Consider the following 20,348-nt stretch of genomic DNA (forward strand, 5'->3'; position numbering starts at 1 on the left):
CAATTCCGGCAACTGCATCAACCGAAAACCGGCGAGCCCACTAAATTACGAATGGTGTACTCGGCGGGGTAAGGTCATCTCGACAGGACCCGATGTCAGACAACGCAAGACGCGCCCCGTCCAAGGAAACCCCACTTAACTCGTGGTACCGGGATCCGCCCCTCCAAATCGGCTGCGATACAGTTCTGGCCCAAGTGCCATCGCCTCAATGTCATTCTCGTTCACCGCGGAAGCATTCTTTACACTCAACTCTCGCTTGAGGATTGCGAGCTCTGGAAGAAGCTCTGGCTTGGCACCTCCATTCAAGATCGCAGGAAGGAGCAGATAGGCGCGTGCCTGATCATAGATACTGAGGAAACGATTCAGATTGACATCGGACTCCGCGTGCATCGTTTGAATTCGCGACGCCATCATGATGGTCTTACCCGTTGGCCTCTGGTCTTCGGGAGGAAGCCGCGAAGTAATGAGAACACGGTAGTGGGCCGGGCTTTCAATTGAGATACCTCGCACGATCGCCACGTATATCTCGTCTTGACTGTCGACCTGCCCCAATCTTTCGCGCCAATGCGCGAAGATCTTCTTGGCAGCGTCTTTGTTCGTGAACATGAGAGCGACCGCTGGCGGATAGGAGGCCCCCCAATGGGCAAAGGCCGTCCCAGTCCAACCTGCCCGGTTCCAAAGATGCACATCGATCACGGAGCGAACCCCGAGATCCCGATGATCGCTCATCGGAAATGGAGCACTTCGGCCACGCTCTGCCGAGGGGCCGTCGCCATCATCTTCAGAATCAAGCACGCGACGAGTGATGACAGGGCGCGACAACTCAAGAGTGAACTCCGATGTGGCCAGTTGCGTCCAGTCGCTTAGCCTAGACATCCCCCTCTTGAATATGCGTTGGCGGCTATTTCCGACAACCACAATCATCCCAATGCGATCGAGCACTGCCTCGTTCTCAAAGAGATATTCGATCGTCTTCCGCAGATCTTCCACATAGCATGTGGCAGCAAAGATCGAACTCGCCAATCCGATCAGCATCTTCTGGACGTCGTCCTGTCGCTCGTATGTGGCTGGGATAAGTCCTACAGGCCACCGAACGGTGGCAGTCATTTCCTCAGCATCGACGGTGAAGTCGGGCGCCAGGATCTCTGAACTTTCTCGAATTGAGATAGTAAAGTTCTCCGTATGCGCTGCAGCGCCCAGCTCGATCGCGGTTGCAAAAAGTGCTTCTATGGAACCTACTACGGCTTCCGCGGCCAGGACTAAGACGTCAGAGCATGGGTGATGAACAGCCACTCGAACGCCCTGCACTCTCGATACAAAGCACTGCTGCTCGGCCTCGTTAAAGATAACGGGGCCATGCGGGTTGCTGGACACCGGTTGGCTAGCCAGTAAATCGAACAGCTCGGCCACACGCTCTGGCGTTTCTTCTTGCGGTATTGATCCCTCCTCGCGGAGTACGGCCTCATGGCCGAGCGTATAGAGCAGCGAGTTTCGACTCTGTAGCAGACCGAGCCCGCCGAGAACATCGGGCAACTTGACAACTCGCCGAAGCTCTTCCGTCGTGAAATTCAGAATCTGGCTGGCAAAAATGAGATCGAATTCCGCGAGGCGCTTCGCGACACGCTCTTTTGACAAGTCGTCGAGCGGGAGTCCTGCCGCACAGCCTCGAACCAGTCGAACAGCTTCGAGAGCGTCTGGAAGATGCCGAAGTTCGATGGCGACCCAGGCAAGCATCATGACCGTAGGCACGATCGAGGCCGGAAGATCGTTGCCCTCTTCCGCTTCGATGAACATCGAAGCCATCGAGAAAATGCAGCTAGCGCGCGCAGCCCAGAGCAATCCGGCACTGCGATAAGCCAGCGTGAGCAGTTGCAGCGCTTCGATCAGTGAATCGGCGTACTCCTTTTTGGTGAGCTGCCGCGCGGCCTTGCCCAGCAATCGGATCATTTCGAAGTTGTCTTCAAAATCGAGTTGCTGGGCGCGCTTAAGGAGCACAAGCGCTCCCTGAGCCTCACCAGTGCGCTCCGACACAAACGTCGCCACGTCATCGACGAGCTTGGCGTAGCCGGGATCTTTGCCCGCGATGTTGCCAAACGCCTCAATCATCTTGGTCAACCGATCGGCAGAGAACTCGCCGAGCCCCCTTGCTTGCTTGATCACATCGGAGAACTGCGGCCAAAGCAAACTCAGTCGCTGAGGATCTTTGCTGAGTGCAGACTGATTGACCTCGATGACGAGCTGCGAGGTTCGAGCTTCCAGTGCGTTGTTCGGACGCTCGTCATCCGCAGCTATGGACTTTAACCTGTCACTCAATCGAGCTATTCGCTCTGCGAGCTTGGTCTCGTCGGCCGTCAAGTGCCGATGGATAACCGAATTGAAAAGTAACTGCGCCAGGTTGCACAGAAGCTCAATGTTCTTGGCATGATCCGTCTCGATTACGAGCTTCTCGAATGTATCGTAGCTGCTGTTCAAGTGCGAAATATCATCGAACCACCAGAAAGCAGTCCAGATCCATTCGTAGTGAGCTTCCAGCTTCTGGCGATAGGTCCCATTCTGCTCGGCAAGTCGAACTGCGCGAGCAAACCGCCCATCCGTCTCGGTTCGCGGACGCTCAAGATTGCGCGAGAGCTTGGCTGCTACCAGAGCCTCTGTCACACGCTGCATCTCCATCCCTGAAAATGCCTCAGGATTTCCGAGCGCCTTCTCAATATCTTCGAGCTGCTGGGAGCGAGAATAGTCCGACGGCCCCAGCCGGCGCGTATCTACAATCTCCTGACCCATACCGAGGTAGTTAAACGCCAGATCCCTGCGATCACCACCAACAATCTGGTCAACGATCCAATTCCGATCGAGGATAGTGACCGTCACGCCATATTGTTTGGTTAGTTCGTCTTCGACCCGCGCACGGTCCTTTGCACGGGCGAACTGCGCCGTGACACAATAGATTTTCTTATAGTCGCGTTGCGTCGCAACAATGCCTTCAACGTCGTTGCGTACCTTCTCAGCCCACTTCTTCTTGGCACTGAAGGCGAATGCCCAGCGCTCCTGGCCGGCATTTGCGTTTCCCACGTAAGTGAGATTTGCAATCTCGTCGGCAACCGGAATGGTTTCGGTGTCAGCCTTGCTGTCCCCGCCTCCCTCGGGCCCGGTGGCAGGTTTTAGATTTGGGCAGATCGTACGCTCGCACAGCTTGCGACAGAAGATCTCGAAGTCATGCGTCTGGTTGCGCGCAGTGATGGTATCGAGGCAATACTCAAGTGTCTTTGCATCGAGTAGGTATGCTATTCGGTCACTGGTGTCTGAATAGAGCTCAGGACGCAGTTGGCGCATGAATTCCGATGGGGACACCCTCTTTTCTTGTTCTTCCTCAGCCATTCACTGCCTCCTTCAAGAAACTACCGGCCTAATCGTATCCATCCAACCAACATATCAATCCACACGCCTCATCCAACCAAGGCTTCCAGCCCCTTGGAAGCCGAGCGCGGCAACCGGCGACCTTCTTTCGCCACGTTGACCTGCAAGGCCGCCTGCGCCACGTCGAGAACGTCCTTGGCCAGCGAATAGCCGCCCTTGGCCTGCAACCAGGCCAGCACGTCCGCCAGGTGCCAGATCGACGCACTGCCTTCATGCACCGGCGCCGGAAAGCTGCCCGGATGGGCCAACATCAGCTTGCGCATGTTCTGCCGCGACACGCCGACGATCTCGGCCACATCGGTCAACCCGACGAGATCCGGCGCCACCTCGATCAACCTGGCCGACGGCACGGCGCTGCGCACGTCGGCCAATGCGCTGCGCACGGCCGCGTCCGCACTGTCCGCCTCTCGGGTGAACTCCAACGCCAGCCGCCCCGGCTGGCCGATGCCGACCAGGGCATCGTCGCAGCCGGCCTCGCCCAGACGCTCGACCAGGCCATCCGGGTCGCTGTCGTCTTCGGTGAGCTGGTATTTCAGGGTGAAGGTGTATTCCATCTTGCTACTCCTCGGCGCCACCATCAGCCTCGTGCTGCTCGCGATGCGTGGTGCAGTTGTCCACGACGCGCCGAAGAGCGCGTGCGTGGTTGCCAGGGTTTCCCGGCGTGCTCCATACGCTGGTGATGCAGAACTCGCCGCAGCGACACTCCTCATCGTTGTACGGGCAATAAATCCGCCCCCAGGCGTGGCTGCCACCGACTTCGACGCGCCAGCCCTGCCCTTCGGCGTGCCTGAGAGCTTCCTCGACCTCTTTCTTCGGATGAGAGGGACGGGCCATCAATGATCTCCAGTATGGGGATGTCTGGGCGGGTTGTCAAGTGACAACCCGCTCGCCATATCAGGCCGTCGCACTCAGTGCCGGCACTACCACGTTCTCCGGCATCAGCTTGGGTACGTAGGTCTGCCCGTCGATCCAGGCATCGACCATGTTGGCCCACTCTTGCAGCATGTGACGCCGCTGCTCGGCGTACTCGGCCTTGTTGTAGATCGAGCGCGAGGAACGGCCGTCTTCGTGCGCCAGGCACTTCTCGATCCAATCACGGTTGAAGCCGACTTCGTTCAGCAACGTCGAGCCGGTGCGGCGCAGATCGTGGACGGTGAACGGTTCCAAGGGCAGGCCCGCAGCTTTCGCCCGCTCTGCGACGATCTGCGTCACCCGGTTCAGGGTCGCGTTCGACATGCAGCGGTCGGCGTCATAGCGCGACGGCAGCACGAACTTGGAGCCAGCCGCGCAGGTGTGCAGCGCCACGAAGATGTCGAGCGCCTGGCGCGACAGATAGACCACGTGAGGATTGCGCCCCTTCATCCGCTGCTTCGGAATCGTCCAGGTCGCGTTCACGAAATCCACCTCGTCCCAGGTGGCTTGAATCAGCTCGCTCTTGCGCACCAGCGTCAACAAGATCATGCGCAGCGCCAGCCGGATGGTCGGATAGGTCGCCACGGATTCCATCTGTCGTGCCATCAGTCGGATCTCCAGCGGCGACAAGGCGCGATCCTTCGGCACGAAGGTCGCAATGGAGGCGGCCCCCACGTCCTCGGCCGGGTTGTCCACCTTCTCGCCGTGCAGGATGGCGAAGGCGTAGACCTGCTTCACGATGTCACGGATGTGGACCGCGGTGGCAGGCGCACCACGCCCCTTCACCTTGTTGCAGAGGGCACGCAGGTCATCGGCGGTGATTTCGTTGAGCTGCCGGTTCTGGAAGGCCGGCAGGATGTCCCGATCGACGATGCTCTTGCGCATCGCCTTCGTGCTGTCGGCCATCCGTGCGCCCGCCAGCCACTTCTCGGTCACCTCGCCAAAGGTCTTGGCGGCGGTCAGGCGGCGCTTCTCGCGCTGCTTCTCCAGTGCGGGGGACTTGCCTTGGGCGACGGCCTTCTTGGCGTCGATCAGCTTTTCACGGGCCAAGGCAAGCGAAATGCCGGACGGTCCATAGCGGCCGATGGTCAACGTCTCGCGGCGACCGTTGAGACGGTAATCGTAGCGGAAGGTGACGGTACCGGTAGGCGATACCGTCACGTACATCCCATCGCGGTCGGAAGCCTTATAAGTCTTGGACTTAGGCTTGAGATTGCGCAGTGCGGTATCGGTAAGCATCGAGGTTTTTCCTCCTGTTCGTGACGGCTTTTACCGTCAGGGGCCAGGAGACCTGCTGATGCTCGGAAAGCCGCATAAAACCAGCTTTCCCGAGGAGACTTTTACCGTCAAAGACCGGTTAGGTCTCAATAGTGAACAGGAAGGTCTTGATCCGGCCTCCGGCTCTTACCGCCACTTTTACCGCCGACTTGTTCTGCTGGCCGGCGATAGCCACCGATAGTCGCTGCGACGTATTTATCTAAAAATCAATACGTTACGGCGTATTCTCGATAGCTAGCGATAGTCCCCGAAGGACCTGATTTCACTCCCACTCAATCGTCGCCGGCGGCTTCCCCGAAATGTCGTACACGGCGCGATTGATCCCGCGCACTTCATTGATGATCCGGTTCGACACGCGGCCGAGCAGCGCGTACGGCAGATGCGCCCAATGCGCGGTCATGAAGTCCGTCGTCTGCACCGCGCGCAGCGCCGTCACGTAGTCGTACGTACGACCGTCGCCCATCACGCCGACCGACTTCACCGGCAGGAACACCGCGAACGCCTGGCTCGTCAGGTCGTACCAGCTCTTGCCGACGTCCGCTTCGCCGCACAGGCCGGCCGCCGCATCGTGCGCGGTCGCGACCGTGTTGCGCAGCTCCTCGATGAAGATCGCGTCCGCGCGGCGCAGCAGATCCGCGTACTCGCGCTTCACTTCGCCGAGAATCCGCACGCCGAGGCCCGGGCCCGGGAACGGATGGCGGTACACCATCTCCGGGGGCAAGCCGAGCGCGACGCCGAGCTCGCGCACTTCGTCCTTGAACAGGTCGCGCAGCGGCTCGAGCAGCTTCAGGCCGAGCGTTTCCGGCAGCCCGCCGACGTTGTGGTGGCTCTTGATCGTCGTCGCCTTCTTCGTCTTCGCGCCGCCCGATTCGATCACGTCCGGATAGATCGTGCCCTGCGCGAGCCATTTCGCCTTCGACAGCTTCTTCGCCTCGGCCTGGAACACCTCGACGAACTCGCGACCGATGATCTTGCGCTTCGCTTCCGGATCGGCGACGCCGGCCAGACGGCCGAGGAACTGCTCCGACGCATCGACGTGCACGACCTTCGCATGCAGACGGCCCTCGAACATGTCGAGCACCATCTTGCCTTCGTTCAGACGCAGCAGCCCGTGGTCGACGAACACGCAGGTCAGCTGATCGCCGATCGCGCGATGAATCAGCGCGGCCGCGACGCTCGAATCGACGCCGCCCGACAGGCCGAGAATCACTTCCTCGTCGCCGACCTGCTCGCGGATCTTCGCGACCGCTTCCTCGATGTGGTCGCGCATGATCCAGTCGGGCTTCGCACCGGCAATCTGCAGCACGAAGCGCTCGAGCATCTGGCGGCCCTTCACCGTATGCGTGACTTCCGGGTGGAACTGCACCGCGTAGTAGCCGCGCGCCTCGTCGGCCATCCCGGCGATCGGGCAGCTCGGCGTCGACGCCATCAGCTTGAAGCCCGGCGGCAGCTCGGCCACCTTGTCGCCGTGGCTCATCCAGACCTTCAGCATTCCGTGGCCTTCGGCGGTCGAGAAATCCTCGATGCCGTCGAGCAGACGCGTATGGCCGTGCGCGCGCACTTCCGCATAGCCGAATTCGCGATGATCGCTCCACTCGACCTTGCCGCCGAGCTGCACGGCCATCGTCTGCATCCCGTAGCAGATGCCGAGCACCGGCACGCCGAGATCCCACACGGCCTGCGGCGCGCGCAGCTGATGGTCCTCATACGTGCTCGCGTGGCTGCCCGACAGGATCACGGCCTTCGGCGCGAACTCGCGGACGAAGTCGTCGGACACGTCGTTCGGATGGATTTCGCAATAGACGTGCGCTTCGCGCACGCGCCGCGCGATCAGTTGGGTGACTTGCGAACCGAAGTCGAGAATCAGGATTTTGTCGTGCATGGCTGCGGACGGGATGAAGAGAATAAGAAAAGCAGCGCATCGCTTCGCTGATGCGCTGCGTCAATAGCATGGACGACGCGTCGGGCGGCAGGCGGCACGCGCGACGCATCGCCGGTCAATCCTGCATCGGCGGGCGCCGGTCCAGTGCGACGGTGCCTGACGACGTGTCGGATGCAGCGGGCGGAGCCGCCGCATCCGACGATCGCGCGACGGGCGCCGCCGGCGCTACCGGACGGCTGACGATCGGCTCCGCGCGCGGCGACACGGCGACCGGTGCGACTGCCGGCTCGCCCGGCACTTTCGCGGCGCGAACCTCGAGCGCCTGCGCCTTCTCGCGCCGCCGGACGGCCGATGCGAGACGCACGCCGCCGAGACCGAGCACGATCAGCGCGACGCCGGCGATCGCCGACAACACCCTGCCGGCCGCGGCGAGCGCCGGGCCGCTGCCCGTGCCGACCGACCACACGACCGTCAGCACGCCGGTCAGCCAGTTCACATGGCCGACCGCCCGCGCGACGGGCGCCGTCAGATCGCCGTTCACCGCCGCATGAAACGCGAGCCACGCGAGCCCGAGCAGCGCGATGCCGAACGCCTGGCCCAGCATCGCCGGCTGCACGCTCGCGAGCCGCAGCGCGTCGAACAGCGCCTGCCACGGCGTCAGCACGAACAGCAGGCCGAACGCCAGCAGCAACACGGCATCGACGACGAGCACGGCTCGCAGCAGCGGTTTCATCGGCGCTCAGTCCACGTGGTAGTTCGGCGCTTCCTTCGTGATCTGCACGTCGTGCACGTGCGACTCGCGCATGCCCGCCGCGGTGATCTGCACGAATTCGGCCTTCTCGTGCAGCTCGTCGATCGTCCGGCAGCCGCAGTAGCCCATGCTCGCGCGCACGCCGCCGACCAGCTGGAACAGGATCGCGTTGACCGAACCCTTGTACGCGACGCGCCCTTCGATGCCTTCCGGCACGAGCTTGTCGATGTTCGCGGAGTTGTCCTGGAAGTAGCGGTCGGCCGCGCCGTCCTTCATCGCGCCGACCGAGCCCATGCCGCGATACGACTTGTACTGGCGGCCCTGATACAGGAACACGTCGCCCGGCGCCTCTTCGGTGCCGGCGAACATGCTGCCCATCATCACCGCGTTCGCGCCGGCCGCGAGCGCCTTCGCGACGTCGCCGGAGAAACGCACGCCGCCGTCGGCGATGCACGGCACGCCGGTGCCCTTCAGCGCTTCGGCGACGTTCGCGATCGCGCTGATCTGCGGCACGCCGACGCCCGCGACGATCCGCGTCGTGCAGATCGAGCCGGGGCCGATGCCGACCTTGACCGCGTCCGCGCCGTATTCGACGAGCGCCTTCGCGGCGGCGGCCGTCGCGATGTTGCCGCCGATCACCTCGACGTGCGGGAATTTCTGCTTGACCCAGCGCACGCGCTCGAGCACGCCCTTGCTGTGGCCGTGCGCGGTATCGACGACGATCACGTCGACGCCGGCCTGCACGAGCAGCTCGACGCGCTCTTCATTGTCGGGACCGACGCCGACCGCCGCGCCCGCGCGCAGCTTGCCGTGCTCGTCCTTGCACGCGTCCGGGTGCTCGGTCTGCTTCGTGATGTCCTTGACGGTCATCAGGCCGCGCAGTTCGAACGCGTCGTTGACGACCAGCACGCGCTCGAGACGATGGCTGTGCATCAGCGCCTTCGCTTCGGCGAGCGGCGTGCCTTCCTTGACCGTGACGAGCCGCTCGCGCGGCGTCATGATCGACTTCACGGGCTCGTCGAGACGCGTTTCGAAACGCAGGTCGCGGTTCGTGACGATACCGACGAGCTGCGGGCCTTCGACGACCGGGAAGCCGGAAATGCCATGCTGGCGCGACAGCGCGATCACGTCGCGCACCTTCATCTGCGGCGGCACGGTGATCGGATCGCGGACCACGCCCGACTCGAAGCGCTTGACCTTCGCGACTTCGCGGGCCTGCTCGGCCGGCGTGAGGTTCTTGTGGATGATGCCGACGCCGCCCTGCTGCGCCATCGCGATCGCGAGGCGACCTTCGGTGACCGTGTCCATCGCGGCGGACACGAGCGGCATGTTCAGGGAGATGTTGCGGGTCAGCTTGGTCTTGAGGCTGGTGTCGCGCGGCAGAACGTCGGAGAAGGCCGGGACGAGGAGCACGTCATCGAACGTGAGTGCTTTTTGGATCAGACGCATGGCAAATCCTATGGGCGCAAAAGCGAATTATACGCGAAGCGCTGCGAATTTTCACAACACGAACAACGGCTTAGCCGTTTTCCGGCATTCGGGGGCCGAATCGTTCGGATCGCCGTTCGGTTCGTTTTCGATCGCCTTTCGTTTTGCCCGGGGATCGGGTCGTTCGCGCAACGGGCCGGTGCCGGGACGCCGCGTGCCGTGTGCGCGGTCTCGCGCAAATGCACCGCTGCACCCGCGCCCACGCGTGACGGCGGTCGTGCGGCGCGTGCAGCCACCCTACCCGACGCTAGCCGCGCGCACGATCATCGCGACGCCGCCCGCGACCGCGACCCAGCCGACGGCCCGCGCAACGCGAGCGCCCGCCGGCGCGACGCGCTCGGCCGCGATCGCGATCGTCACCGCGACCATCACACGCAGATCCATCGCGCCTGCCGCCAGTGCGACCGCCATCAGGTTCCCGCAGCACGCGCTGCAATGCGCGGCGGCCCGCACCCCGTACAACCACGCCGCGGCGGCGCCCGCTTGCGACGCGCGCGCGTCCCGCAGCACGTGCCGGCAGCACGCAAGCCGACGCGCCTTCCACGCGGAAAACTGCAGCGCACCGGCCACGACGACCACCGCGCCCGCGACGAACGGCAGCGCGCGCGCGAATGCGGGCGCGCGTGTCGCGACGGCCGCCAGCGCATCGCCGAGCGGAAACGCCATCGCGCCGAGCGCCATCCACACGGACAAGTACGCGCCACCGACGATCGCGACGCGCGACGCGTTACCCATCGCGCCCGGCCGACCAGCGCGCCGGCCGTATTGCCACAGCACCGGCGCGAGCACCGGCAGCATCATCGCGACCGTCATCGCGCCCCACATGCCGGCAAATGCGGCGAATGCGCGTCCGGCCGACGAGCCGCACGGCCGCAACCATCCGCCGGGCATCGACATGCCGCCCATTGCGCCGATCGACGCATGCCGCGCGAGCGTCGCCCATGCAACTGCCCACGCGCCCACGGCGAACACCGCGACGAGCGTCGCGCCGAACACACGGCGATCCGCACCCGCGGTCAGCTTGGCGGCGCGGCTTGCCGCCCGCTCATGCATCGGCACGAGCGCCGGCTCGCGCTCGCCGCCGCCCGCCTGCTCACCCGCGCGCGTACTCGTCATGACGGCGCCACCATACGCCCGCTTCGTTGCGTCCGCGCGGCGCGCGATCGAGCCACTGGTACATCCCCCACAGCGCGTCGAGCCCGCGCGCATAGGTCGAGTACGTGTGATAAACGACGCCGTCCTCGCGCACGAACGCGCTCATGCCCGGCCGGTCGAGCGAGTACGTGACGGGATCGGTGCCGCACGTCGCCGCGAACGCGACGACGGGCGCCGGCGGCGGATTCATGTCCATCGCGTGGCCCGCGCGTTCGTAGTTGTATTCGACGGCGCCCGTGCGCTGCTGCGTTTCGGTGAACGACACGTTGAAGTCGAAGTTGAAGTCGCTGCCGACCGACGACGCCCACGGAAACGTCCATCCCATCCGCTGCCGATACGCGAGCAGCTTCGCGAGCGGCGCGCGCGATACCGCGGTGAGCGTCACGTCGTGGTGCGCGAGATGGATCGCGAAACCGTCGAAGCCGTCGGCAAGCGCGGAGCACGACGGGCAGCCGGCCTTGTAGTCGGGGCCGAACATGAAGTGATAGACGAGCAGTTGCGAGCGGCCGCGGAACAGGTCGTCGAGCGTCGCGGGCCCGTCCTCGGTGTCGAACCGGTAGGTCTTGTCGATCCGCATCCACGGCAACGCCTGGCGCCGTCGCGCGAGTTCGTCGCTTTGCCGCGTCAGCGCCTTTTCCGCGTCGAGCAGCGCCCTGCGCGCCGCGAGCCACTCGTCGCGCGTTCCGGTCGGATGAGTCGTCATCGCCGTTCCTCCTTTCGATGGTTGTCCGGGCACGGCGTACCGCGCCGTGTGCGTGGTGCTAGATTAGTGCGCGGCATCGAGCCGCAGGGAGTGACAACTGTGTCGGGATTCCGATGGATTCGCTGATCACCGCGGCCGCGCGCGCACTCGCGGCCGGCGACGCGCTCGGTGCGCTGAACCGCGTCGCGCTGCGCGACGACGCGCCGGCGCTCGCATTGCGCGGGATCGCGCTCGCGCAGCTCGGCGACTTCGAGCGCGCACGCTCGCTGGTGCGCAGCGCCGCGCGCGCATTCAGCGCGAAGGAAGCCGTCGCGCGGGCGCGCTGCATCGTCGCGGACGCGGAGATCGCGCTCGCATCGCGCGACCTCGGCTGGCCGTCGCGTGCGCTCGATGCCGCGTGCGCGACGCTCGATGCGCACGGCGACCGCGCGAACGCCGCGCATGCGCGCTATCTCGGCATACGCCGGCTACTGCTGATCGGACATCTCGACGAAGCCGAACGGCGGCTCGCGGGCCTCGACCCGGCGCCGCTGCCCGCTGCGGCGCGCGACGCGCTCGAGCGCGCACGCGCGGCCGCGCGGGATGCCGGCATCGCCGCGCTGACGGCGGAAGTCGATACGGCATTCGACGTGCTCGATACGCCGGCCGCGCGGCTGATCGCGCGCGGCGCATCGCGGCTCGTGCTGCTCGACGAAATCGAAGCGCTGCAGGCATCGAACACGCTCGTCGTCGACGCGTGCCGCCATACGGTGCGCGACGCGCGCACGACCGTATCGCTCGCGCGGCGCCCGGTGCTGTTCATGCTCGCGCGTGCGCTCGGCGAAGCGTGGCCGGCCGACGTATCGAGAAATGCGCTGGTAGCCGCCGCGTTTCGCGCGCGGCATGCGGACGAATCGCACCGCGCGCGTCTGCGTGTCGAAATCGGCCGACTGCGCGCCGTGCTGCGCCCGCTCGCGAACATCAGCGCGACGCCGCGCGGCTTCGCGCTCGAGCCGCTCGGCGTGCGCGAGACCGTCGTGCTCGCGCGGCCGGTCGACGACCGTCATGCGGCCGTGCTCGCGCTGCTCGCCGACGGCGAGGCGTGGTCGAGCTCCGCACTGGCGCTCGCGCTCGGCGCGAGCCAGCGCACCGTCCAGCGCGCGCTGGATGCGCTCCGCGAAGCCGGCAAGGTGCACGCGCTCGGCCGCGGGCGCGCGCGCCGCTGGATGATGCCGCCGCTGCCCGGATTCGCGACGACCTTGTTACTCCCGGCGCCGCTGCCGGCCGACTAATATCGGTTCACCGAACCTTGGGGCGACCATCATGAAGCGATCCACCGCAGACATCATCCGCGAATACGGCCCGTTTCCGGGCGTCGACGGCGTGCACGGCGTCACGTTCGACGGGCGGCACGTATGGTTCGCGTCCGGCGACCGGCTGAACGCGCTCGACCCCGACGACGGCACGACGGTCCGCACGCTCGACGTCGCCGCGCATGCGGGCACCGCGTTCGACGGCCGCCATCTGTTCCAGATCGTCGAGGACCGGATCGAGAAGATCGACCCGGAATCAGGCCGCGTCGTCGCGACGATTCCGGCGCCCGGCGGCGGCGGCGATTCGGGGCTCGCCTGGGCGGAAGGCACGCTGTGGGTCGGCCAGTACCGCGAACGGAAGATTCATCAGGTGGATCCGCAGTCGGGCGCGGTGCTGCGCACGATCGAGTCGAACCGCTTCGTGACCGGCGTCACGTGGGTCGACGGCGAACTGTGGCACGGCACGTGGGAAGCCGACGTCAGCGAGCTGCGGCGCGTCGATCCGGACACGAGACGCGTGCTCGAGCAGATCGACATGCCGCCGGGCGTCGGCGTGTCGGGGCTCGAATCCGACGGCCGCGACGCGTTCTACTGCGGCGGCGGCAACAGCGGCAAGCTGCGTACCGTGCGACGCCCCGCACGCGCCGGCAAGTCCGCGTCGCCGCGCGAGCATGGCGACGCGTCGACCGATTCCACCAGCTGACCGCGGCGCGGCACCGAGTGCAGGAATGAACAAGACGCGAACGCGGCGCCGTCGCTAAGATGCGCGCTCGTCAGTCTTTCGTTCGGAGCAGTCGATGCAGCGCGGTGTCGTGTATGGCGTCCTCGCAGGCGCCTTGTGGGGTATGGTGTTTCTCGTTCCGCGGCTGCTGACCGATTTCTCGCCGCTGCTGCTGAGCGCCGGCCGCTACGCGATGTACGGGCTCGTGTCGGTGGCCGCCGCGCTGCCGGCCGCGCGCTCGCTGCTCGCGCGGCTGACGCGCGGCGACGTCGTCGAACTCGCGAAGCTCGCGCTGATCGGCAACGTCGCGTACTACATGCTGCTGTCCGGCGCCGTGCATCTGATCGGCATCGCGCCCAGCTCGCTGATCGTCGGCGTGCTGCCCGTCACCGTCACGCTCGCGGGGCTGCGCGATCGCGGCGCGATGCCACTGCGGCGCCTGCTCGCGCCGCTCGCGCTGGTGATCGCGGGCATCGCGTGCATCAACGTCGAACTGTTCACATCCGAAGCCGCGCATGCAACGACACTCGCGCAGAAGCTCGCGGGCATCGCGTGCGCATCCGGTGCGCTCGCGAGCTGGACCTGGTATGCGGTTGCGAACACGCGCTATCTGCAACGCCATCATCGGTTCGGCGGCAACGAATGGTCGGTGTTGTGGGGCGTCGTGACCGGCCTGATCGGCGCGCTGTGCTGGATCGCGGTCGTCGCGCTGCCGGCCGGCACGGTGCAGGCGGCCGTTCCGGCATCGCGCTGGCAACTGTTCTGGCTGCTGAATCTCGCGCTCGCGATCGGCGCGTCGTGGCTCGGCAACGGACTGTGGAACGCCGCGTCGAAGCGGCTGCCGCTCACGCTGTCCGGTCAGCTGATCGTATTCGAGACCGTGTTCGCGATGCTGTACGCGTTCATCTACGACGAGCGGATGCCGCGTACGCTCGAGATCGCGGCACTCGTGCTGCTGCTTGCCGGCGTGTACGGATCGGTGCGCCGGCACGGCGGCGCGCATGACGGCGGCAGTCGACCATGCGATTCAGCAGCAAGCGCGAACGCCGCGACGCATTGAGCGCCGCGCAGGACGTCGCACCGCATGTCGGAGCGTATGTCCGACGAATCGGCACGAAGCGGGAAACGAAGCGACGGCGCCGTGCCGGTCAGCGCGCGTCCTTGTGCAGCCACTTGCGGCCCTCGACCGAGCCGTCGCGGCGCTGCTTGTCGACGCGCCGCTGACGCGCGAGCTTCGGATCGACGATCAGCGGACGGTAGATCTCGACGCGATCGTGATCGGCGAGCGGCGCGTCGAGCGATACGAGCTTGCCGTACACGCCGGTCTTCGCGTGCGCGAGCTCGATTTCCGGGTGCAGCGCGAGCACGCCGCTCGCGTCGATCGCGGCGCGCACGGTCGCGCCTTCGGGCAACGAAACCGCGATCAGCGTCTGGCGATCCGGCAGCGCGTAGCAGACTTCGACCGACAGCATCGCGTCACCCCTTCCCGTAGCGCTGGTTCGCGCGCTTGACGAACGAATCGACGAACGTGTTCGCGATATGGCTGAACACTGGCCCGATGATCTTCTCGAGCAGGATGCTCGAAAATTCGTAGTGCAGCGCGAACTCGATCTTGCATGCATCGGCGCGCAGCGGGATGAAGCGCCACGAGCCGGTGAACTTCTTGAACGGACCGTCCGCGAATTCCATGTCGATCCGTGTCGGACGCTGCTGCGTATTGCGCGTCGCGAAATGCTGCTTGATGCCCTTGAAGTTGATGTCGATGCGCGCTTCCATCCCGCGGTCGTCCTGACGGCGGATTTCGACGCCGCCGCACCACGGCAGGAAATTGGGGTAGTCGGCCACGTCGGTGACGAGGTCGAACATCTGTTCCGCCGAATGACGGATCAATACGGTTTTCTGGACATCTGCCATAAATCGCGCGGCATCGCTTGAAGTGGGAACGCAAGCCGGGCGATTCCCCGCCCGCTTTGCTAAAATCGTGATTTTAAACGAGTTGGGCCGATCCCTTCATGAGCATCATCGACAACAGGAAAGCGCACTTCGATTACCACATCGAGGAACGCTACGAGGCCGGGCTCGTGCTGGAGGGCTGGGAAGTCAAGGCGTTGCGCGCCGGGCGCGGTCAGATCAAGGAAGGCTACGTCGTGATCAAGAACGCCGAGATCTTCCTGATCGGCACGCACATCAGCCCGCTGCCCGAGGCCTCGACGCACATCAAGCCCGATCCGGTGCGCACGCGCAAGCTGCTGCTGCACCGTGACGAAATCAAGAAACTGATCGGCAAGGTCGAGCAGCGCGGCTACACGCTCGTGCCGCTGAACTTCCACTACAAGGGCGGCCGCGTGAAATGCGACATCGCGCTTGCGAAGGGCAAGAAGCTGCACGACAAGCGCGAAACCGAGAAGAAGCGCGATTGGGAGCGCGAAAAGGCGCGCATCCTGCGGGCGGGCACCTGACGCCGCCGCGCTCGACGCGCATCGCAAACGACACGGCCCGCGCGAAGCGGGCCGTGTCGTTTTGAAGGCGCCGAACGAGCGTGTCGATCGGCGGGCTGCGCGACGATTCGCCGCACGCCGCCGGCAGCGGCCGGCGCCGCACGCATGCCCATGTCAGCCCTTTCCGCTTGCAACGGGCGCCGCGCTCTTGACGATGGTCAGCGCCGACGCGATCGCGGTGCCGAGATCCGACAGATTCGACGGCACGATCAGCGTATTGCCCTGCTTCGCGAGGTTCGAGAATGCGCCGACATATTGCTCGGCGATCTTCAGGCTCACCGCATCCATCCCGCCCTGCGACTGAATCGCGTTCGCGATCTTCTGGATCGCCTGTGCATTCGCGTCGGCCACCGCGAGAATCGCAGCCGCCTCGCCCTGCGCCTGGTTGATCGCCGCCTGCCGCTCGCCTTCGGATTTCTGGATCGCCGCCTCGCGCGCGCCGGACGCGAGGTTGATCTGCTCCTGCTTGCGCCCTTCGGACGCCGCGATCAATGCGCGCTTTTCACGCTCCGCGGTGATCTGCGCCTGCATCGCGTGCAGGATTTCCTTCGGCGGCGTCAGGTCCTTGATCTCGTAGCGCAGCACCTTCACGCCCCAGTTCGCGGCCGCTTCGTCGAGCGCCGACACGATGCTGTGGTTGATGAAGTCGCGCTCCTCGAACGTCTTGTCGAGCTCGAGCTTGCCGACCACCGAGCGCAGCGTCGTCTGCGCGAGCTGCGTGATCGCGAGCACGAAATTGCTCGACCCGTACGACGCCTTCATCGGATCGGTCACCTGGAAGTACAGCACGCCGTCCACCTGCAGCTGCGTGTTGTCGCGCGTGATGCAGACCTGGCTCGGCACGTCGAGCGGAATTTCCTTGAGCACGTGCCGATACGCGATCCGATCGACGAACGGCAGCACGATGTTGAGGCCGGGCGACAGCGTCGCGTGATAGCGGCCGAAGCGCTCGAGCACCCACGCATGCTGCTGCGGCACGATCTTCACCGTCTTCGACACCAGCACGATCGCGATGACGAGCAGCACGACCCAGACGATCAGCGTATCCATCATGCATTCCCTCCTTGTTTTATCAACGGACGATCAGCCCGGGCGCTTCGCCACGACCACGAGACAGTTGCCGCGCACGGCGCTCACCTGATAGACACGCGCATCGTCGCGCTCGCCGGCAGCGAGCTCGACGTCCCACTCGGCGCCGCGATACTGGACGCGCGCGCGTCCGTCGCGCCACGCGTCGACGGCGACGGTCGCGCCGATGTCGAGATTGACGTCGGGATTCGTCGACGTATCGCGCTTCTGCTTGCGTCCGAGCCCCGAGCGGCGCAGCACGATCATCGCGACGACGGCCACCGCGGCGGCCGCGCCGAGCTGCACGTGCGGCGCGAAGCCCGCGAACTGCAGCAACCCGCCCGCGAGAAAGCCGAGCGCGATCATCAGCAGATAGAACGTGCCGGTCAACAGCTCGGCGACGACCAATACGCCGACCCCGATCCACCAGAACAGATGCCCCGACATCATTGTGGTCTCCTGCAAACGAAAACACCCCGGTACATACCGGGGTGTTTATAGCATGAACCTTGCAGCTTGCCTTCATCGAAAGAGCGGTTGCGCCGCCCTTTCGTCGAAGACCGATGACGAATCGTTACTTGCGGTTCGCCAGCGCCTGCCACGTGTCGATGATCGTGTCGGGGTTCAGCGAGATCGACACGATGCCTTCGTCGGTCAGCCACTGCGCGAAGTCCGGATGATCGGACGGGCCCTGGCCGCAGATGCCGACGTACTTGCCCATCTTGCGGCAGGTATCGATCGCGCGCTTGAGCAGGAACTTCACGGCGGGATCGCGCTCGTCGAAGTCGACGGCGAGCAGTTCCATGCCCGAGTCGCGGTCGAGGCCGAGCGTGAGCTGCGTGAGGTCGTTCGAACCGATCGAGAAACCGTCGAAGTGCTGCAGGAACGCTTCGGCGAGGATCGCGTTGGTCGGGACTTCGCACATCATCACGAGGCGCAGGCCGTTTTCGCCGCGCTTCAGGCCGAACTTCTCGAGCAGGCCGACGACGCGCTCCGCCTGCTTCACGGTCCGCACGAACGGCACCATGATCTCGACGTTGGTCAGGCCCATCTCGTCGCGCACGCGCTTCAGCGCACGGCACTCCATCTCGAACGCCTGCGCGAAATCGTCGGCGATGTAGCGCGACGCGCCGCGGAAGCCCAGCATCGGGTTTTCCTCGTCCGGCTCGTAGCGCGAACCGCCGATCAGCTTCTTGTACTCGTTCGACTTGAAGTCGGACAGACGCACGATCACGGGCTTCGGATAGAACGCCGCGGCGATCGTCGCGACGCCTTCGGTCAGCTTGTCGACGTAGAACGCACGCGGCGATGCGTGACCGCGCGCGACGCTCTCGACCGCCTTCTTCAGATCCTGGTCGACGTTCGGATACTCGAGAATCGCCTTCGGGTGTACGCCGATGTTGTTGTTGATGATGAACTCGAGGCGCGCGAGGCCGACACCGGCGTTCGGCAGCTGCGAGAAGTCGAACGCGAGCTGCGGGTTGCCGACGTTCATCATGATCTTGACCGGGATTTCCGGCAGATCGCCGCGCTGCACTTCGGTCACTTCGGTCTCGAGCAGGCCGTCGTAGATCTTGCCTTCGTCGCCTTCCGCACACGACACCGTGACGAGCGCGCCGTCCTTCAGCACGTCGGTCGCGTCGCCGCAGCCGACCACCGCCGGCAGGCCGAGCTCGCGGGCGATGATCGCCGCGTGGCAGGTCCGGCCGCCGCGGTTCGTGACGATCGCGGACGCGCGCTTCATCACCGGCTCCCAGTTCGGGTCGGTCATGTCGGCGACCAGCACGTCGCCCGGCTGCACGCGCTCCATTTCCGACGGATCCTGAATCACGCGCACCGGGCCCGCGCCGATCTTCTGGCCGATCGCGCGACCCGTCGCGAGCACCTGCGACTGGCCCTTCAGCTTGAAGCGCTGCTCGGCCTTGCCGCTCGCCTGGCTCTTCACCGTTTCCGGACGCGCCTGCAGGATGAAGATCTTGCCGTCGCGGCCGTCCTTGCCCCACTCGATGTCCATCGGACGCTGGTAGTGCTTCTCGATGATGACCGCGTATTTCGCGAGCTCTATCACGTCGTCGTCGGTGATCGAGTAGCGGTTGCGCTGCTCGTGCGGCACGTCGACCGTCTTCACGCGGCCCGGCTCGCCCGGCTGCGTGAACTCCATCTTGATCAGCTTCGAGCCGATCGAGCGGCGGATGATCGGGTACTTGCCCTGCGCGAGCGTCGTCTTGAACACGTAGAACTCGTCCGGGTTCACCGCACCCTGCACGACCGTTTCGCCGAGACCGTAGCTCGACGTGATGAAGACGGCGTCCTTGAAGCCCGATTCGGTGTCGATCGTGAACATCACGCCGGCCGCGCCGACGTCCGAGCGCACCATGCGCTGCACGCCGGCCGACAGCGCGACCTCGGCGTGCGTGAAGCCCTTGTGCACGCGATACGAGATCGCGCGGTCGTTGTACAGCGACGCGAACACGTGCTTCATGCGATCGAGCACGTCGTCGATGCCGACGACGTTCAGATACGATTCCTGCTGACCCGCGAACGACGCGTCGGGCAGGTCTTCGGCCGTGGCCGACGAGCGCACCGCGAACGACAGCTCGCCCGGCGAGCCGCTTTGCAGCACTTCGAACTGCGCGCGGATTTCCTGCTCGAGACGCGGCTGCAGCGGCGCGTCGACGATCCACTTGCGGATTTCGGCGCCGGCTTCGGCGAGCGCCTTCACGTCGTCGATGTCGAGCGACTCGAGACGCTTCGCGATGCGGTCGGTGAGGTCGTTGTGCTTGAGGAAATCGCGGAAAGCGAGCGCGGTCGTGGCGAAACCGGTGGGTACGCGAACGCCTGCTTCGGAAAGCTGGCTGATCATCTCGCCGAGCGACGCATTCTTGCCGCCAACGATCTCCACATCGGTCATCCGCAACTGCTCGAACGGAATTACATACGCCTGGTCCTTTGCGACGTTTGCTGCGTTAGTCATACAAGCCCCTAAGTGTGAAAAAAATGCTCGATCGCGCAAGTGGGCTTGAACGCGGGCGCTTGCAAAAAGGCGCGGCGCGTCTTGCGCAACCTGTTAGATAAACAATCGCAGCGGCCGAAGCGCTTTCGACCCGATTTACAAAAATCCCGGCAGAAATGCGATATTTTCAGACAAATCGCCGAACTTGCCGGGAATTTCTCGGTGGATCGCGG

The 20,348-nt window shown here is 64.9% G+C and carries 18 protein-coding genes; 4 read left to right on the top strand and 14 right to left on the bottom strand.

From position 1 onward, the window contains the following. Positions 1-135: 135 nt before the first annotated feature. The 9 genes from BUB20358_RS20820 to BUB20358_RS20860 all read right to left on the bottom strand — a co-directional run bounded on the left by BUB20358_RS20820 (position 136) and on the right by BUB20358_RS20860 (position 11,583). On the bottom strand, positions 136-3,375 hold the full coding sequence (locus BUB20358_RS20820) for a hypothetical protein (protein ID WP_035972174.1): 3,240 nt from the start codon (positions 3,373-3,375) through the stop codon (positions 136-138). Between the two features lie 68 nt (positions 3,376-3,443). Then, positions 3,444-3,968 (bottom strand): helix-turn-helix transcriptional regulator, encoded by a 525-nt coding sequence (locus BUB20358_RS20825; RefSeq protein ID WP_035973335.1) that lies wholly within the window; start codon positions 3,966-3,968, stop codon positions 3,444-3,446. Between the two features lie 4 nt (positions 3,969-3,972). Continuing rightward, positions 3,973-4,248 carry a hypothetical protein gene (locus tag BUB20358_RS20830; RefSeq protein WP_081293581.1) on the bottom strand — a complete coding sequence of 92 codons (276 nt, stop codon included), beginning with the start codon at positions 4,246-4,248 and terminating at the stop codon, positions 3,973-3,975. A 60-nt stretch (positions 4,249-4,308) separates the two neighbouring features. Then, positions 4,309-5,565 carry a tyrosine-type recombinase/integrase gene (locus tag BUB20358_RS20835; protein ID WP_006764051.1) on the bottom strand — a complete coding sequence of 419 codons (1,257 nt, stop codon included), beginning with the start codon at positions 5,563-5,565 and terminating at the stop codon, positions 4,309-4,311. Between the two features lie 301 nt (positions 5,566-5,866). Then, positions 5,867-7,486, bottom strand: coding sequence for a glutamine-hydrolyzing GMP synthase (gene guaA / locus BUB20358_RS20840; protein WP_006764050.1), 1,620 nt, complete (start codon positions 7,484-7,486; stop codon positions 5,867-5,869). Positions 7,487-7,601: 115 nt separating this feature from the next. Next, positions 7,602-8,219 carry a hypothetical protein gene (locus BUB20358_RS20845; protein WP_035972172.1) on the bottom strand — a complete coding sequence of 206 codons (618 nt, stop codon included), beginning with the start codon at positions 8,217-8,219 and terminating at the stop codon, positions 7,602-7,604. 6 nt (positions 8,220-8,225) lie between these two features. Continuing rightward, the gene (gene guaB, locus BUB20358_RS20850) at positions 8,226-9,686 is read right to left on the bottom strand and encodes an IMP dehydrogenase (protein ID WP_006764048.1); all 1,461 of its coding nucleotides are present in this window, start codon (positions 9,684-9,686) and stop codon (positions 8,226-8,228) included. Between the two features lie 276 nt (positions 9,687-9,962). Beyond that, the gene (locus BUB20358_RS20855; RefSeq protein ID WP_375136214.1) at positions 9,963-10,841 is read right to left on the bottom strand and encodes a DUF2182 domain-containing protein; all 879 of its coding nucleotides are present in this window, start codon (positions 10,839-10,841) and stop codon (positions 9,963-9,965) included. Beyond that, positions 10,819-11,583, bottom strand: a complete 765-nt coding sequence (locus BUB20358_RS20860) for a DUF899 domain-containing protein (RefSeq protein WP_006764047.1) — start codon at positions 11,581-11,583, stop codon at positions 10,819-10,821. Before BUB20358_RS20860 ends, BUB20358_RS20855 begins: the two co-directional genes overlap by 23 nt. A gap of 113 nt (positions 11,584-11,696) precedes the next feature. On the opposite strand from BUB20358_RS20860, the gene BUB20358_RS20865 reads away from it, so the two are divergent. The 3 genes from BUB20358_RS20865 (at position 11,697) to BUB20358_RS20875 (ending at position 14,656) form a co-directional block, all read left to right on the top strand. Next, entirely contained in the window at positions 11,697-12,854 is a 1,158-nt protein-coding gene (locus tag BUB20358_RS20865; RefSeq protein WP_035972169.1) for an HTH domain-containing protein, read from the top strand. A gap of 31 nt (positions 12,855-12,885) precedes the next feature. Further along, positions 12,886-13,578: a Vgb family protein gene (locus tag BUB20358_RS20870; RefSeq protein ID WP_006764046.1), complete on the top strand. Its 693-nt coding sequence runs from the start codon at positions 12,886-12,888 to the stop codon at positions 13,576-13,578. Between the two features lie 94 nt (positions 13,579-13,672). Further along, complete coding sequence (locus tag BUB20358_RS20875) at positions 13,673-14,656, top strand: DMT family transporter (RefSeq protein WP_006764045.1); 984 nt, start codon at positions 13,673-13,675, stop codon at positions 14,654-14,656. An 88-nt stretch (positions 14,657-14,744) separates the two neighbouring features. Here the strand turns inward: BUB20358_RS20875 and BUB20358_RS20880 are convergent, their stop codons facing one another. Continuing rightward, a complete protein-coding gene (locus BUB20358_RS20880; RefSeq protein ID WP_006764044.1) occupies positions 14,745-15,068 on the bottom strand; it encodes an RnfH family protein in 324 nt (107 codons plus the stop codon). 4 nt (positions 15,069-15,072) lie between these two features. After that, positions 15,073-15,510 carry a type II toxin-antitoxin system RatA family toxin gene (locus BUB20358_RS20885; RefSeq protein ID WP_006764043.1) on the bottom strand — a complete coding sequence of 146 codons (438 nt, stop codon included), beginning with the start codon at positions 15,508-15,510 and terminating at the stop codon, positions 15,073-15,075. 98 nt (positions 15,511-15,608) lie between these two features. Between BUB20358_RS20885 and smpB the strand changes: the two genes are divergently transcribed. Continuing rightward, on the top strand, positions 15,609-16,055 hold the full coding sequence (smpB, locus tag BUB20358_RS20890; protein WP_006764042.1) for an SsrA-binding protein SmpB: 447 nt from the start codon (positions 15,609-15,611) through the stop codon (positions 16,053-16,055). Between the two features lie 153 nt (positions 16,056-16,208). Here smpB and BUB20358_RS20895 read toward each other — a convergent pair whose 3' ends face one another. The 3 genes from BUB20358_RS20895 to ppsA form a co-directional block, all read right to left on the bottom strand. Then, complete coding sequence (locus tag BUB20358_RS20895; protein ID WP_006764041.1) at positions 16,209-17,144, bottom strand: SPFH domain-containing protein; 936 nt, start codon at positions 17,142-17,144, stop codon at positions 16,209-16,211. Positions 17,145-17,177: 33 nt separating this feature from the next. Then, the gene (locus BUB20358_RS20900) at positions 17,178-17,612 is read right to left on the bottom strand and encodes an NfeD family protein (RefSeq protein ID WP_006764040.1); all 435 of its coding nucleotides are present in this window, start codon (positions 17,610-17,612) and stop codon (positions 17,178-17,180) included. A gap of 124 nt (positions 17,613-17,736) precedes the next feature. After that, positions 17,737-20,136, bottom strand: coding sequence for a phosphoenolpyruvate synthase (ppsA, locus tag BUB20358_RS20905; protein ID WP_174905112.1), 2,400 nt, complete (start codon positions 20,134-20,136; stop codon positions 17,737-17,739). Between the last annotated feature and the right edge of the window lie 212 nt (positions 20,137-20,348).

The organism is Burkholderia dolosa (assembly GCF_902499135.1).
GTDB lineage: Bacteria > Pseudomonadota > Gammaproteobacteria > Burkholderiales > Burkholderiaceae > Burkholderia > Burkholderia dolosa.